Source organism: Rhodococcus sp. AB351 (assembly GCF_049538275.1).
GTDB lineage: Bacteria > Actinomycetota > Actinomycetes > Mycobacteriales > Mycobacteriaceae > Rhodococcus.
In genome coordinates this window covers 48,562-63,154 of the sequence record NZ_JBMVFW010000014.1, presented here as the reverse complement: position 1 = coordinate 63,154, position 14,593 = coordinate 48,562, and the positions used below count along the sequence as shown (strand labels likewise).

Below are 14,593 nucleotides of genomic sequence, written 5' to 3'. Positions count from 1 at the left end.
TCATCGACGCGACCGAGCCGCCCACCGCTGAGGTGGGCGGCTCGACTCGTCAGCTCGCGGCGGCCACCTTCTTCTTGGTGGTCTTCGCCTTCGCCGCCGTCTTCGCGGCGGCGGTCTTCGTCCCGGCAGTCTTCGCCGCGGAGGCCTTGGTCGTGGCAGCCTTGGTCGTCTTCGCCGCGCGCTTGCGCGCCGGCGCCGGAGCGGGCGCGGTGGTCCGCCCGTCGAGGATCTCCGCGAGGAAGCGTCCGGTGTAGCTCTCCTCCACCGTGACCACCTCCTCCGGAGTGCCCTCCGCGACCACCGTGCCGCCACCGGAACCACCCTCGGGACCCATGTCGATGATCCAGTCGGCGGTCTTGATGACGTCGAGGTTGTGCTCGATGACGATGACGGTGTTGCCCTTGTCGACCAGACCGTTGATGACCCCGAGCAGCTTGCGGATGTCCTCGAAGTGCAGACCCGTGGTGGGCTCGTCGAGGATGTACGCGGTGCGCCCGTTGGAGCGCTTCTGCAGCTCGGCGGCGAGCTTGACGCGCTGCGCCTCACCACCGGACAGGGTTGTCGCCGGCTGGCCCAGGCGGACGTAACCGAGACCGACCTCCACCAGCGTGTTGAGGTAGCGGTGGATGGAGGTGACCGGCTGGAAGAACTCCGCGGCCTCCTCGATCGACATGTCGAGCACCTCGGCGATGGTCTTGCCCTTGTAGTGCACCTCGAGCGTCTCGCGGTTGTAGCGGGCGCCGTGGCATACCTCGCACGGCACGTACACGTCGGGCAGGAAGTTCATCTCGATCTTCAGCGTGCCGTCGCCCGAGCACGCCTCGCACCGGCCGCCCTTGACGTTGAAGGAGAACCGGCCCGGCTGGTAGCCGCGCACCTTCGCCTCGGTGGTGGACGCGAACAGGCTGCGGATCTTGTCGAACACACCGGTGTAGGTGGCCGGGTTCGACCGCGGGGTGCGGCCGATCGGCGACTGGTCGACCTGGACAAGCTTGTCGAGCTGGTCGAGTCCGTTGATGCGGGTGTGCCGTCCGGGGACCTGCCGCGCGCCGTTGAGCTTGTTGGCCATTACGGTGGCGAGGATGTCGTTGACGAGTGTCGACTTCCCGGAGCCGGACACACCGGTGATGCAGGTGAGAACGCCGAGCGGGAACGACACGTCGATCTCGCGCAGGTTGTTCTCGCGGGCACCGACGACGGTGACCTGCCGACCCTTGTCGATCGGTCGCCGGAGCGCGGGGATCTCGATCTCCTCGCGTCCGGACAGATAGGCACCGGTAAGCGATTCGGGGTTGTCGAGCAGTTCCTTGTAGGTGCCGCTGTGGACGACCTTCCCGCCGTGCTCGCCCGCGCGCGGTCCGATGTCGACGACCCAGTCGGAGGCGCGGACGGTGTCCTCGTCGTGCTCGACGACGATGAGCGTGTTGCCGAGATCGCGCAGTCGCGTGAGGGTGTCGATGAGACGACGGTTGTCGCGCTGGTGCAGACCGATGGACGGCTCGTCGAGCACGTACAGCACGCCGACGAGACCGGAACCGATCTGCGTGGCGAGACGGATGCGCTGGGCCTCACCACCGGAGAGGGTGCCCGCGGCACGCGAGAGGGTGAGGTAGTCGAGTCCGACGTCGAGCAGGAAGCCGAGTCGGGCCTGGATCTCCTTGAGGACCTGCCCGGCGATCGCGGCCTCGCGCGCGCCGAGGACGAGGCTGTCGAGGAAGCGTGCGCACTCGGCGATCGACAGGTCGCTGACCTCGGCGATGGACATCGCACCGAAGTCGCCCGCGCTGACCGTCACGGCCAAAATCTCGGGACGAAGGCGGGCACCGGCGCAGGCCGGGCACGGGATCTCCCGCATGTAGCCCTCGTAGCGTTCCTTGGCCTGCTCGGACTCGGACTGCTCGAGGCGGCGGTGCAGGAACGGCATGACACCCTCGAACTCGGCGTAGTACGAGCGGACGCGGCCGTAGCGGTTCTTGTAGCGCACGTGCACCTGCTCGGTGCTGCCCTCCAGCACGGCCTTGCGCACCTTGGCGGGCAGTTTCCGCCACGGGGTGTCGATGTCGAATTCGAGGGCGTCGGCCAGGCCGGACAGCAGTCGGCCGAAGTATTCGGCGCTCTGACCCATCGACCAGGGCGCGATCGCGCCGTCGGCCAGGCTCAGATCCGGGTCGGGCACGACGAGATCGGGATCGACCTCCTTGCGCACGCCGAGACCCGCGCACTCGGGGCACGCGCCGTAGGGCGAGTTGAAGGAGAACGACCGAGGTTCGAGTTCGTCGATGGACAGCGGGTGCGCGTTCGGGCACGCCAGGTTCTCGGAGAACCGGCGCTCGCGGTCGGGGGCGTCCTCCTCGCGATCGACGAAGTCGAGCACGACGACACCCTCGGCGAGCCGCAGCGCGGTCTCGATGGAGTCGGTGAGGCGCTGCTGGGCACTGGGCTTGACGGCGAGGCGGTCGACGACGACCTCGATGTCGTGCTTCTCCTGCTTCTTCAGCTTCGGCGGATCCGACAGGGGGTGGACGACCCCGTCGACGCGCACACGGGAGTAGCCCTGGATGGTCAGCTGCTCGAAGAGATCGACGAACTCGCCCTTGCGGGTGCGCACGACGGGTGCGAGGACCTGGAAGCGGGCCCCGGCCTCCATCTCGAGCACCTGGTCGACGATCTGCTGCGGCGTCTGCCGGGAGATCTGCTCACCGCAGACCGGGCAGTGCGGGGTGCCGGCACGCGCATAGAGCAGACGCAGGTAGTCGTAGACCTCGGTGATGGTGCCGACGGTGGACCGCGGGTTGCGGTTGGTGGACTTCTGGTCGATCGACACCGCGGGCGACAGGCCCTCGATGAAGTCGACGTCCGGCTTGTCCATCTGTCCGAGGAACTGGCGAGCGTAGGCCGACAACGACTCGACGTAGCGCCGCTGCCCCTCGGCGAAGATGGTGTCGAACGCGAGGCTCGACTTGCCCGAACCCGACAGTCCGGTGAAAACGATCAGACTGTCGCGCGGCAGGTCCAGGTCGACACCACGCAGGTTGTGTTCCCGGGCTCCACGCACGATCAGGCGGTCTGCCACGCCACATCCTTCCTGTAGACAAGGCCGGAGTTCGGCCCTCAGCCATGGTAGGCGCGGGTACCGACACGTTTCCGTGACGAACACCGCGCGCCCGGGGCTCACGCGCGTGCACGCGAAGGTAGGTTGGCTGCATGACGCAGCAGCCCGTGATCATCGAGGACACCTACACCGGCGACGTCACTCCCGGCGGACCCGCGCAACGCCGAAGGATTCCCGGAGCGAGCATCGTCAAACTCGCCGTCGGCGAGATGAACAACAACACCTATCTCGTCACCGACGACGCCACCGGCAAGTCCGTCTTCATCGACGCCGCAAACGAACCCGACCGTCTCGTGCAGTTCCTCCGCGACAATGCGCCGGAGCTCGAACTGATCGTCACCACCCATCAGCACTGGGATCACTGGCAGGGCCTCGAGCGGGTCGCCGCCGAGACCGGTGTGCCGACCGCCGCGCACGAGCTCGACGCCGGTCCCCTGCCGGTGCAGCCCGACCGGATCCTGACCGAGGGCGACACCGTGCAGATCGGTGAGCTGAATCTCCAGGTGATCCACCTCTCAGGGCACACTCCGGGGTCGGTTGCGCTGGTCCTCACGGAACAGGGCACGGGTCGCACGCACATCTTCACCGGCGACTCGCTGTTCCCCGGCGGGGTCGGCAAGACGCCGAACGACGACGCTTTCCGATCGCTCCTCGGCGACGTCGAGTCCAAGATCTTCGACCGGTTCGACGACGAGACGATCTTCTACCCCGGACACGGCAAGGACTCGACCCTCGGAACCGAGCGTCCGCATCTCGGCGAGTGGCGCGAGCGGGGTTGGTGACGGTCCCGTACCGGGCCCGCAGAGGCAGGAGCCCCCGTGCACTCCGATCGCGATGACGTGCCGCCGCCGTTCACCCTCTGTTCGGACGTCGACGGCATGCGGTACGTCATCGTCGACCCGGCGGATGCGGACATGTCCGGATGGGCCGTCGAGCTGATGGATGCGAACATCCGGTGGCCGGATCCGAACGCCCTGACGTCCCTCTCGTCGTTCGAGCAGGACACCTGGTTCGTGACGGACAACAAGCACTGGAACGGCCTCGGCTATGGCACACCGAGTACGGCACACCGAAGACCGCATGGTGTGCGATCGCAGCCCACGGGGACAGGATCAGCGCCTGGATCGGACCCGACGGCACTCGGTGTCGGGTCCGGTCGAAAGATGAGCTGTTCGTCCGGTCGAAAGATGAGCAGGTTCGGTCAATCCAGTCTGTCTCACCGGTTCGATCCGCGGAAGGCCCAGATCCGCTCAAGTTTTTCGTGACGTTTCAGTCGTCCGAGTACCAAATCAACGTTCCCGTTGTGGTCGTTGTCCAGCCGTCATGGAGTGGACGTCGGTTCCGGATGCTGTCGACGACGGTTGCGATCATGGCGTTGACCGAGACCCACAGCGGGCGTGAACCACCTGCGGATGCGGAGTACTCGACGACGCAGTTGTGCAGGTCGCCGGGGCGGGTGTCGACACACAGTGAAGTACCGGCAGCATCGTCGGCGATGGGGATCAGGTCGGGGATGAACACTTCGGCCGGACTGCCCGCGGGCGCTGATCGGATTGCTGCCTCGTCAGGGGCCGAGCCTTCCGGCCAGCGCTCCCGTAGATCGTCGTTGATCTGCGTCCACATGTCCCAGGTGGTGAGGGTCTCGTCGAGGGAGAGCAACCGGAACATCGGGACGATCTCGATACCTCCGCCTTGGAGCTGGAACAGCTCACGGACCTCGTCCGGCCACTGATAGCCGGTGTGGTTCTCGGCGGCGTCGAGATCGTCATCGGTGGCTCCTGCTGCCACGTCGTCGAGGGCGGCGGTGGCAGCGAGGTCCTGCCACAACACGGTCAGCTCACCGCCGCGGCTGACGGACCGCGGTGCGGTGTCGTCGTCTTCCGGCTCGATCGCACTAGCGCTCTCGTACTCGGGGACTGCGGGGCGTTGCTGAACTTGCCACTGGTGCAGCGCGTCCTCGGCTCCGGCCGCGACCTCATCCAGGGGCGATGAACCGTCGAGGCCGGGAAGATCGATCGGCCCCAGCACCCCGTTGATCAGCAAACGGCCCGGAACAGCCTTGATGGTGCTGCCGGTTCTGTCGGCCCACTCCCGGGCGGCTCGCGCTGCATCGCGTGCTGCCTGCACGACGGAGTCACTGTTGCTCAGGCCGTGCAGTCCTTGCCCACCACCGGTGTCACCCCGTCGGTAGAAGACTGTCAGATCCCAGGCGATCACGTGAGCATTGTGCCTTGTTCTGCTGATCGGCAGTCGAAGTGACAGGTATCTCGGGCCGAGAGAGGTCAGAACAGCGTCGGGGACACCCGTGCTGCGGTGACTGTCGAGGTTCCGTGCATCGGGTCAAGGTGACGAGCAGGTTCAGGTCTGCGCATCGGTCCCTCCAGCGGCAGCAGCGGACGGCAACGACTCGATCGCGGTGTGCTTGATGCGATAACTGGTGCCCTTCAACGCGATCACGTCGGCGTGGTGAACGATCCGATCGATCATCGCCGAGGCGATGGTGGCCTCGCCGAACACCTCGCTCCACCTCGCGAACGGCAGATTCGAGGTCAGGATGATCGAGGACTTCTCGTAGCGACTCGACACCAGCTGGAAGAACAGGTTCGCGGCATCGGTGTCGAACGGGATGTAGCCGACCTCGTCGATCACGACCAACCCGATCCGGGCGATCTTGCGCAGCTCGATGTCCAACCGCCCCAGCCGATGTGCATGCGCCAGCCGGGTGATCCACCCGGTCGCCGGCGCGAACGCCACCCGGTGACCGGTGTGCGCGGCCGCGACCGCCAATGCTGTCGCCAGATGCGTTTTCCCTGTTCCCGGCGGTCCGAGCAGCACCACATTGCGGGCTTCGGTGAGCCATCCGCCGCCTTCGAGGCGGGCGATCTGCGCCCGGTCGAGACCGGGCTGGACACCGAAATCGAAGTCGGTGACCGTCTTGATCGCCGGGAACCCGGCGCTCTTGATCCGCAACCGGGCCCCGGATTCGGCGCGGGCATTGGACTCGATGGCCAGCACCGCCGCCAGATACTCCTCGAACGACCAGCTCGCGTCGCGTCCCTGCTCGGCGAGGCGGGCGTATTCGGCGACGATCCGCGGGGCCTTGAGCGCCCGGGCATGGTGGACGATCACCTTGTGCGTCTCCGAGGTAGTGTGACGGGTGTTCATCACGCCACCTCCGACGTCCCGAACACCGCGTCGTAGGTGGCCAGATCCGCGACCTGCACCTCGACCGCATCCGGTTCGGGTCTGCCGCGCTGAGCGGCGGTGTAGTGGGCGCGTTGCTGCCGGGCGACGGCGGCATGCTCGGGATCGGTCACCACCGCCCCCGGCCCCCACCTGCGCCGATGTTCGGCGACGAGGCGATGCTCGCAGGACACCCGCACCTGCTGCGGATCGGCGGTCAGGGTGATCATCCGTCCGATCACCTCCGGATGCACCGAATAGGCGGCCCCGCCGACCTGGACGTAGTAGTCCCGGCCGAGCCGGACGGTGCGGGTGGTCCCGACCGCCGGAGCGACCGGTGGCAGCGCCGTCATCGCTGCCCGGTCCTCGGCCATCGCGTCGACCGGCCGCCGCCGGGTCACCCGGTGAGTGCGTGTGTTGGCCACCGCGAGCCACTGGGCGAGCTGGAAGTTGAAATCCGCCGGGGAGGTGAACCGCCGGCCGGGCAGAAACGAGGTCCGCAGATAACCGTTGGCGCGTTCGACGATCCCCTTGGTTTCGGGATCGTACGGCGGTGCTTGCACCAGCCGGGTGGCCAGCGTGCCGCAGAACCCGGTGACTCCGTCGGCGAGCCGTCCTCGCTGCCCAATCCCGGCTTCGTTGTCCCACAACAGTGTCCGCGGAACCATCGTGAACGATTCGGCGAGCAGCTGCCACATCCCGGCCAGCAGGTCCCCGGTCACCCGCGAGGGCAGCATCACCGCGGCGAGGAAGCGCGAATACGTCGCGACCATCACCAGCACCGGAAACGAACGCAAGGCGCCGACGTCGTCGGGAACGAGCGGGCCGGGGAACATCAGATCGCACTGGATCTGCTCACCAGGCAGATGCACCAGCCGATCCGCCGGGTCGGCCGGCTGATATTCCGGGCGGATACGGGCAACGTTCTCGGCGAACCACGAATTGCCACCGCTCCAGCCAACCCGTTCGGCGAGCACCGTCGTCGGCATCGCCGGATAGGTGGCCAGCAGGGTTCGCACCGCCGGTTCGGTCAGCGCCCACGCCGAGGACTGGGAACGGGCGCGTTCGTACTTCGGCGGTACCTGGGAGCGCAACGCCTTGGCTACGGTGTTGCGCGAGAGCCCCAACTTGCGGGCGATCGCGGTCTGCGTCATTGCTTCCGAGTTGTGCAGCTGACGGATCAACGCCCAGTCCTCCACAGTGATCACTCCTCAATCGTCGAGTGGAGTGCTCACTTTTCGACCGGAATACCTGCTCAAGCTTCAACCGGAGCCGACAACTCGGTACGAGCCCTAGCCTGCGACAGCCGAGCACACCCACCCAGGTCGCTCCCGTTCGGCCACGTCGACACTGAGATCTTCGACCGGTGATGTCGGGACTCCCGCTGAGGTGGCGATCCTGCCTACGCCGTCGCTCAGGCCGGTCGTCCCCTACTCACCAACAGCGGGATCAGAGAATCCCGCCATGTCGGCAGATGAACGTGGCCGCTCGACATGCCGCCGTGAGCGAACTCCTCCCGATACACCCGCTCCGCCGGCTCAGTTCGCAGGTCCGAGCCCACGACCGCCGTGAAGGCCGAGAAGAGCGACTCTTCCAACGTCACCTCGTCATCAGGAAGAGGAACTCCGGCCAGATACTCTCGTAGTGCGGCCCACACATACGGGTCGCCACGCAATCCCCAGCCTTCAGGTTCCTCCACGAAAAGTCGGTCCATCGTCATCGCCGCATCATGTCAGAAGCTCTCCCAGCGTCGATCGCCCGGAAGGCAATTCCTGAACGGGTCGGAAAGCGTCACTCGCCCCGCATTCCACGCTTCAGATGTCGACGTCCGTTCGGACGGTGCATTCAGAGGACGCTCCCGGAAAAGCGCAGCCGAGTTCACAGCACGCTCCCTGTGGGCTCGTCGCTCGGAGAAGATCGGCGTCTAGTCGGGAGTATTTTCCCTGTCGGTCCCTTCCTCACCCCTGCCCGCATCGGCGTGCTCCTCGCTCGAGCGCTCGCCCACCGTGTCCGCGAAGGCCGTTCCCGAGACCATCCCGTTCGTGCCCGGCACGACCGTGGTCGGTCGTGCTCCCGGTTCGTACATACGGTCGATCTCCTCGGCCTTCTCCTTCGCCTGTCTTTTCTCTTCGTCGTCGAGCCGATCCCAACGGGTCGGATCCTCCGCGTCGGTCATGTCCGGGCCCCCTTCCAGCACGCGGCACCGACCCGAGCGGGCCGATGCGGTGGCGTCCGTTCCAGGGTGCGCCCCGTCGCGGAGTCCCGGAGGTCGAACGAGGATCGGAGTTCGCCGGAATCCTCCTGTGCGCCACTGCCGCGAGTACGCTCGAAAACCGGACGAGCTCGCACGAGCACGGAGGCCTGACACTGTGGCGGATCTCGTACTGGGGCCGGTGCTTCGGCACATCGGCGACACGGACGCCACGATCTGGGTGGAGACGTCCGAGCCTTGCACGGTGCGCGTGCTCGGCAGTTCGGAACCCACATGGACGGTTGCGGGACACCACTACGCGCTCGTCACCGTCCGAGACCTCGAACCCGGATCGGTGACGCCCTACGAGGTGGATCTCGACGGCCGGGTCGTGTGGCCGCCCGCCGGCGTTGCACCGCCGCTGATCAGGACCGCGGGAGACGACCCCGAGGGCTTCGTGCTCGCCTTCGGATCGTGCCGGGTTGCCTCGGCGAGCGCGGAACCGACAACCGTACTCGGGAAGGATGCCCTCGTCGCCTACGCGCAACGAATGCGTTCCCTGCCGATCGACGAATGGCCCGACGCGTTGTTGCTGTTGGGAGATCAGGTCTACGCCGACGAGTTGTCGGAGGAAATGAAGCGCCGGGTCGGTGAGCGTCACGATCTGTCGGAACCGCCCGGGGCCCAGGTACGCGACTTCGAGGAGTACACCTGGCTGTACAGCCGGTCGTGGTCCCAGGACAACGTCCGGTGGCTGCTGTCGACCGTGCCGACCTCGATGATCTTCGACGATCACGACGTGCACGACGACTGGAACACCTCCTATTCGTGGCGCAGGGAGGTGGAGGCCTCCACGTGGTGGGAGGAACGCATCGTCGGGGCGCTGGCGTCGTACTGGATCTATCAGCATCTCGGGAACCTCTCCCCCGCCGAACTGGACGAGGACCCGCTCTACGATCGGGTGCGGAACTGCGCCGGAGACGCCGAACCGATCCTGCGTGCGTTCGCGTCCGGTGCCGACGAGGAAGCCGACGGCAGTCAAGGGGTGCGATGGTCGTACCGCCGCGATTTCGGACCGGTGCGTCTGTTGGTGATCGATTCGCGGTGCGGCCGGGTGCTCACTCCCGACCGGCGCGACATGGTGTCCGATCCGGAGTTCGACTGGATCGAGGAACAGACCGACGGCGACTACGACCACCTGCTGATCGGCACGTCGCTGCCGTGGCTCCTCCCCCGCGCGATGCACGACCTCGAGGCATGGGACGAGAAGCTTGCATCCGGTGCGCGCGGTGCCCGATCGGCACGCTGGGCCGAGAAACTCCGCCGCGCCGCGGATCTCGAACACTGGTCGGCCTTCCGTGATTCGTTCGAGCGACTCGCACGGCTGCTGCGGGATGTTGCCGCCGGACGTCGCGCCGGAACGTCCGGCCGCGCGCCCGCGACGATCTGCGTCCTCTCGGGCGACGTGCACCATGCTTACGCCGCCCGCGTCCGATTCGCGACGCCGACCGCCGGCGCGGTCTACCAGCTGACCTGTTCGCCCCTGCACAACCACGTCCCGGCAGCCGTCCGGCTCGCCTTCCGCGCTGCGTGGAGCCGCGCGGCGGAGCGCGTCGTGCGACTGATCCTCGGCCGGGTGACGGCTGTTCCCGAGGCGTCGTTCTCGTGGTCGAAGATGACAGGTCCGAGCTTCGGGAACCAGATCGCCACGCTGCGGACACGAGGACGTGCTGCGCGTCTGACCATCGAGCGGAGCGTCGAGACCGCGTCGGGTCCGCATCTGTTCGAGACCGTCGCGGAAGTACCCCTGACCACCGAGGATCGACCGCCCGAGGTCCCGTCCGCCTGCGCGGAGGAACAGCCGTCGAGGTGAGCCCGGAGGGGTGGTCCCCATCGGCGTTTGATTCGGGATTTCCTTGGTTTCCGTACGGTCCGAAATACCGCTTCGTGTCCTTCGACCCTGCTTCGCGCATATTCCCGTGACGCCCGGGGTACCTGTGTCAGGGTTTGGAAACACAGCCGACCACGGGAGGAACCACATGCTCGTCCGGAGAATTGCGCGGCCCATGCTCGCGTCCATCTTCATCGCCGGGGGTATCGACGCCCTGCGGAAGCCCGAGCCGAAAGCAGGTGCCGCGCAGCCCGGGCTCGATCAGGCTGTGAACGCCTTGCCGGCGTCGATCACCGACCGGCTCCCCAGCAATCCCGAGACTCTCGTCCAGATCAACGCCGCAGTGCAGATCGGCGCCGGGACGCTGTTCGCACTCGGCAAGGCGCCTCGCCTGTCCGCTCTCGCCCTGATCGGCAGCCTCGTGCCGACAACCGTTGCGGGACACGACTTCTGGAACGTCGAGGACCCCGATGCCCGCGCCCAGCAGCGCACCCAGCTCATCAAGAACGTGAGCCTGATGGGTGGTCTGCTCATCGCCGCCGTGGACACCGAGGGCAAGCCGTCGCTCGGCTGGCGGAGCCGTCGCGCCGCGCGTGCCGCGCAGAAGTCGGTGGCCGCCGCGCTGCCGAGCCATTCCTCGGACGGCCACACCGCCGAAGCGCTGCACACCGTCGCCGAGCGGGTGAAGACGCTGACCGAGGAAGCCGGCGAGCAGGGCGGCCACTTCCTGGAGATCGCCAAGGAACGGGCACCGGAACTCGCGGAGGCCGCGCGCGAGCGGGGCAGCGGACTGCTCGAGGTCGCCCGCGACCGCGGCCCGGTGCTGACCGAGCGTGCGCGCGATCGCAGCGCCGAGATCCTCGGTGTCGCGCGGGAGCGCGCCCCAGAGCTCGCCGAGGGCGCCCGCGAACGCGGCACCGAACTCCTCGGGCTGGCGCGCGAACGCACCCCCGAGCTCGCCGACGTCGCCCGCAAGCGTGGCTCGAAGCTGTGGGACACCACGGTCGATCGCAGCTCGGAGTGGGCCAAGCTCGCCGAGGAGCAGTCCGCGATCCTGAATGCTCGGGCCCACGTCGCCGCGGAGAAGGCCCGTCTGCGTGCCGAGGCCGCGCGCAAGCAGGGCACGAAGGCGGAGAAGAAGCTCGCGAAGAACCTGAAGGCGCTCGAGAAGAGCATCGAGAAGAAGAAGTAGTCCGGTACGGCACCGTGGTGTGGCGTGCGAGGGAATCGCACGCCCGCACTGCTGTGATCAGGCTTTCTGCCCGTTTCCCTCCTGCGGCGACTAGACTTCTCGGGCACTTTCGTCGACGCGTCACCCCTGCGGCGGCGAGCGATCTCGTCCTGTCTATCCCCGAGGAGTCCCTGTGCCGGTTGATGGCGCGTCCCATCCGGAGCTCGATCGCGAGCAGGCCTACGTGGCGATGCTCTACACGCATCTCGACGGTCTGCGCGACTACGCGAAGACCCGGCTGGCCCGCGTGCTGCGCGAGACCGGAGGCACCCCGCAGGCGCGCAGCGAACGCGAGTCGTACACCCACATGTACACCGAGGACATCGCGAAGTACGACGCCGCCGAGCACGGTCTGTGCTTCGGCCGCATCGATGTGCGGGACGACGGGACGGACACCTCCGGACCCGTGACGGAGGACGGCGCGGAGACCCGCTACATCGGCCGCCTCGGCATCCTCGACGAGGACAACGACTACGAGTCGCTGCTGCTCGACTGGCGCGCACCCCAGGCCCGCCCGTTCTACCTCGCGACCCCCGCCGCTCCCGACGGCGTCGTGCTGCGCCGCCACATCCGCAGCCGCGGCCGCTCCGTCACCGCACTGCACGACGAGTACCTCGACCTCGACGCGGCGCTCGAACACGCCGACACCCCACCGGCCGGTGGCGTGGCCGGAGAATCGGCGCTGCTCGCCGCTCTGAACGCCGCGCGTACCGGGCAGATGCACGACATCGTGGCGACGATCCAGGCCGAGCAGGACGCGGTCATCCGGTCCGAGCATCGCAGTGTGCTCGTCGTCCAGGGCGGTCCGGGCACCGGCAAGACCGCTGTCGCGCTGCACCGCGCGGCCTACCTGCTCTACACCTACCGAAAGCAGCTGGCGAAGAGCGGCGTGCTCATCGTGGGCCCGAACAGCCGCTTCCTCGACTACATCGGTCAGGTGCTGCCCTCGCTCGGTGAGACCGGGGTGCTGCTGTCGACGGTCGGGGATCTGTATCCGGGGGTCACGCCGACCGTCGAGGACGGTCCCGTGGCCGGCGAGCTCAAGGGCTCCCTGGACATGGTGAAGGTGCTCGAGAAGGCCGTCCGCGACCGGCAGGAAGTGCCCCGCTCCCCCGTTCCGCTGAGCTTCGACACCTACGCGCTCACCCTCGACCGCAAGATCGTGACCCGTGCGCGGGGTCGCGCCCGGTCGTCCCGCCGACCGCACAACCTTGCCCGGCCGATCTTCGTGAACGGGGTCATCGACGCCCTCGCCGACCAGCTCGCCGGGATCATCGGATCGAATCCGCTCGGCGGCGCGAACCTGTTGAGCCGGGAGGACATCCACGATATCCGGTCCGAGATGCGTTCGGATCCCGACATCGTCGCTGCGATCGACGCACTGTGGCCGGAACTGTCCCCGCAGCAGGTGCTCTCGGATCTGCTCGCCTCCCGCGACCGGATCGCGTCGGCGGCTCCGACGCTGACCGACGAGCAGATCGACGCGCTGCACCGTCCCGATGCACCGGGGCATTTCAGCGCCGCCGACGCTCCCCTGCTCGACGAGCTCGCCGAACTGCTCGGTGTGGACGACGCCGCCGAACGTGAACGCGCGAAGCGGCGCTGGCGCAAGCAGATCGCCGACGCGCAGGGCGCACTCGACATCCTCACCGGTTCGGCACCGCAGGATCTCGAGGACGATCTCGATCCCGAACTGCTCATGGCATACGACCTGATCGACGCCACTCAGCTCGCCGAACGACAGAACCACCGTCGCCACGAGACCACGGCGGAGCGGGCGGCCGGTGATCGCACCTGGACGTACGGCCACGTGATCGTCGACGAGGCGCAGGAGTTGTCGGCGATGGCGTGGCGAACGATCATGCGCCGCATCCCGAATCGCTGGATGACCCTGGTGGGCGACACCGCGCAGACCGGGGATCCGGCGGGAACCGAGTCGTGGCAGCAGATCCTCGAACCGTACGTCGCGAACCGGTGGAAGAAGACCGAACTGACGGTCAACTACCGCACCCCGGCGGAGATCATGAGGATCGCGCACGCGGTGCTCGCGGAGATCGATCCCGACCAGGTGCCGCCGCAGTCGGTGCGCGAGTCCGGTTTCGAGCCGTGGGCGCAGCACGTCGACGCGGACGCGGTGCTCACCACCGTCCAGGCCGCGCTCGACGCCGAGACCGGCCCGGGCACGACGGCCGTGCTCGTTCCGGCGCGGCTCGTGGCTGCGTGGGAGCATCTCGCGTCCGAGTCGGTCACGGTCGCGACCGTGAAGGAGGTCAAGGGCCTCGAGTTCGACGCGGTACTGCTCGTCGAACCGGCGGAGATCCTCACCGATTCCTCACGCGGGATGAACGACCTGTACGTGGCGCTGACCCGAGCCACCCAGCGTCTCGGGGTGGTGCACTCGGAGGCGTTGCCGGAGGTGCTGGCCGGTCTCGCCGCGCCGACACACTGCTGAGCCGACACGGTTCGGCAGACACCGCCGAGCGGACCCCAGGACCGGTCACCGGACGGTACCGTCCTTCGGGGCAAGGGACTGGGACGGATCATCCGCGGAGGGAACGAACACGTGGCCTATGGGGCAGCGCACCACCGGATACGTCGAGCGGGGTGCGCGGCGATCGCGGCGCTGAGCGGGTTCCTCGTCTCCGCCGCGTGCGGATCGGCGACGCCGACCCAGGACGAAGCGCAGGCCGCGACGTCCACGACGTCGATCGCCCCGACCTCGTCGACGCCGCCCGACGTGCGGTTCCTGCGGGTGAAGGAGGCGCTGGACGCGTCCGGACTGGTCGCCGATGTCAAGGACGACACGGTGCTGGCGGTGGTGCGAGGGGTGTGCGACCAGTTGAGCGCGGGCGTGCCGGAGCACGACGTCCTCGTCACGCTCCGGCCGATCGCCGCCTATGCTGCGGGCGCCTCGGGGTCGCGCATGTCGGCGGACGATGCCGCCGCGCGCTACCTCGAGACCGTCCGCGAGGAGTACTGCTGATC

At 67.7% G+C, this 14,593-nt stretch carries 12 protein-coding genes; 6 read left to right on the top strand and 6 right to left on the bottom strand.

The window, feature by feature from the left end:
• Positions 1 to 49: 49 nt before the first annotated feature.
• Complete coding sequence (gene uvrA, locus ACPCXD_RS20050; protein WP_088899262.1) at positions 50 to 3,073, bottom strand: excinuclease ABC subunit UvrA; 3,024 nt, start codon at positions 3,071 to 3,073, stop codon at positions 50 to 52.
• A gap of 131 nt (positions 3,074 to 3,204) precedes the next feature.
• Here uvrA and ACPCXD_RS20045 point away from each other — a divergent pair, with 131 nt between their 5' ends.
• Together ACPCXD_RS20045 and ACPCXD_RS20040 are read left to right on the top strand one after the other, a co-directional pair.
• Complete coding sequence (locus ACPCXD_RS20045; RefSeq protein ID WP_229564966.1) at positions 3,205 to 3,894, top strand: MBL fold metallo-hydrolase; 690 nt, start codon at positions 3,205 to 3,207, stop codon at positions 3,892 to 3,894.
• 36 nt (positions 3,895 to 3,930) lie between these two features.
• Positions 3,931 to 4,377, top strand: coding sequence for a hypothetical protein (locus ACPCXD_RS20040; RefSeq protein ID WP_423660950.1), 447 nt, complete (start codon positions 3,931 to 3,933; stop codon positions 4,375 to 4,377).
• Between the two features lie 4 nt (positions 4,378 to 4,381).
• Here the strand turns inward: ACPCXD_RS20040 and ACPCXD_RS20035 are convergent, their stop codons facing one another.
• The 5 genes from ACPCXD_RS20035 to ACPCXD_RS20015 form a co-directional block, all read right to left on the bottom strand.
• Positions 4,382 to 5,329: an SMI1/KNR4 family protein gene (locus ACPCXD_RS20035; RefSeq protein WP_160875391.1), complete on the bottom strand. Its 948-nt coding sequence runs from the start codon at positions 5,327 to 5,329 to the stop codon at positions 4,382 to 4,384.
• Between the two features lie 141 nt (positions 5,330 to 5,470).
• Complete coding sequence (gene istB, locus ACPCXD_RS20030; protein WP_160875392.1) at positions 5,471 to 6,277, bottom strand: IS21-like element helper ATPase IstB; 807 nt, start codon at positions 6,275 to 6,277, stop codon at positions 5,471 to 5,473.
• The gene (gene istA, locus ACPCXD_RS20025; protein WP_423660977.1) at positions 6,277 to 7,494 is read right to left on the bottom strand and encodes an IS21 family transposase; all 1,218 of its coding nucleotides are present in this window, start codon (positions 7,492 to 7,494) and stop codon (positions 6,277 to 6,279) included. The genes istB and istA overlap by 1 nt, the downstream gene beginning before the upstream one ends.
• 215 nt (positions 7,495 to 7,709) lie before the next feature.
• Positions 7,710 to 8,015 carry a hypothetical protein gene (locus ACPCXD_RS20020; protein WP_145691064.1) on the bottom strand — a complete coding sequence of 102 codons (306 nt, stop codon included), beginning with the start codon at positions 8,013 to 8,015 and terminating at the stop codon, positions 7,710 to 7,712.
• A 204-nt stretch (positions 8,016 to 8,219) separates the two neighbouring features.
• Complete coding sequence (locus ACPCXD_RS20015; protein WP_145691065.1) at positions 8,220 to 8,471, bottom strand: hypothetical protein; 252 nt, start codon at positions 8,469 to 8,471, stop codon at positions 8,220 to 8,222.
• A gap of 193 nt (positions 8,472 to 8,664) precedes the next feature.
• On the opposite strand from ACPCXD_RS20015, the gene ACPCXD_RS20010 reads away from it, so the two are divergent.
• The 4 genes from ACPCXD_RS20010 to ACPCXD_RS19995 all read left to right on the top strand — a co-directional run bounded on the left by ACPCXD_RS20010 (position 8,665) and on the right by ACPCXD_RS19995 (position 14,591).
• Positions 8,665 to 10,359: an alkaline phosphatase D family protein gene (locus tag ACPCXD_RS20010; RefSeq protein WP_160876905.1), complete on the top strand. Its 1,695-nt coding sequence runs from the start codon at positions 8,665 to 8,667 to the stop codon at positions 10,357 to 10,359.
• A 166-nt stretch (positions 10,360 to 10,525) separates the two neighbouring features.
• A complete protein-coding gene (locus tag ACPCXD_RS20005; protein ID WP_202400264.1) occupies positions 10,526 to 11,569 on the top strand; it encodes a DoxX family membrane protein in 1,044 nt (347 codons plus the stop codon).
• Between the two features lie 172 nt (positions 11,570 to 11,741).
• On the top strand, positions 11,742 to 14,060 hold the full coding sequence (locus ACPCXD_RS20000) for a HelD family protein (protein WP_088899266.1): 2,319 nt from the start codon (positions 11,742 to 11,744) through the stop codon (positions 14,058 to 14,060).
• 111 nt (positions 14,061 to 14,171) lie between these two features.
• Entirely contained in the window at positions 14,172 to 14,591 is a 420-nt protein-coding gene (locus ACPCXD_RS19995) for a hypothetical protein (RefSeq protein WP_088899267.1), read from the top strand.
• The last annotated feature ends 2 nt before the right edge of the window (positions 14,592 to 14,593 follow it).

Coding starts and splice junctions, on each gene's coding strand:
- istB (WP_160875392.1), bottom strand. CDS start 6,277: ATGAACACCCGTCACACTACCTCGGAGACGCACAAGGTGATCGTCCAC.
- ACPCXD_RS20015 (WP_145691065.1), bottom strand. CDS start 8,471: ATGACCGACGCGGAGGATCCGACCCGTTGGGATCGGCTCGACGACGAA.
- ACPCXD_RS20045 (WP_229564966.1), top strand. CDS start 3,205: ATGACGCAGCAGCCCGTGATCATCGAGGACACCTACACCGGCGACGTC.
- ACPCXD_RS20020 (WP_145691064.1), bottom strand. CDS start 8,015: ATGACGATGGACCGACTTTTCGTGGAGGAACCTGAAGGCTGGGGATTG.
- ACPCXD_RS20005 (WP_202400264.1), top strand. CDS start 10,526: ATGCTCGTCCGGAGAATTGCGCGGCCCATGCTCGCGTCCATCTTCATC.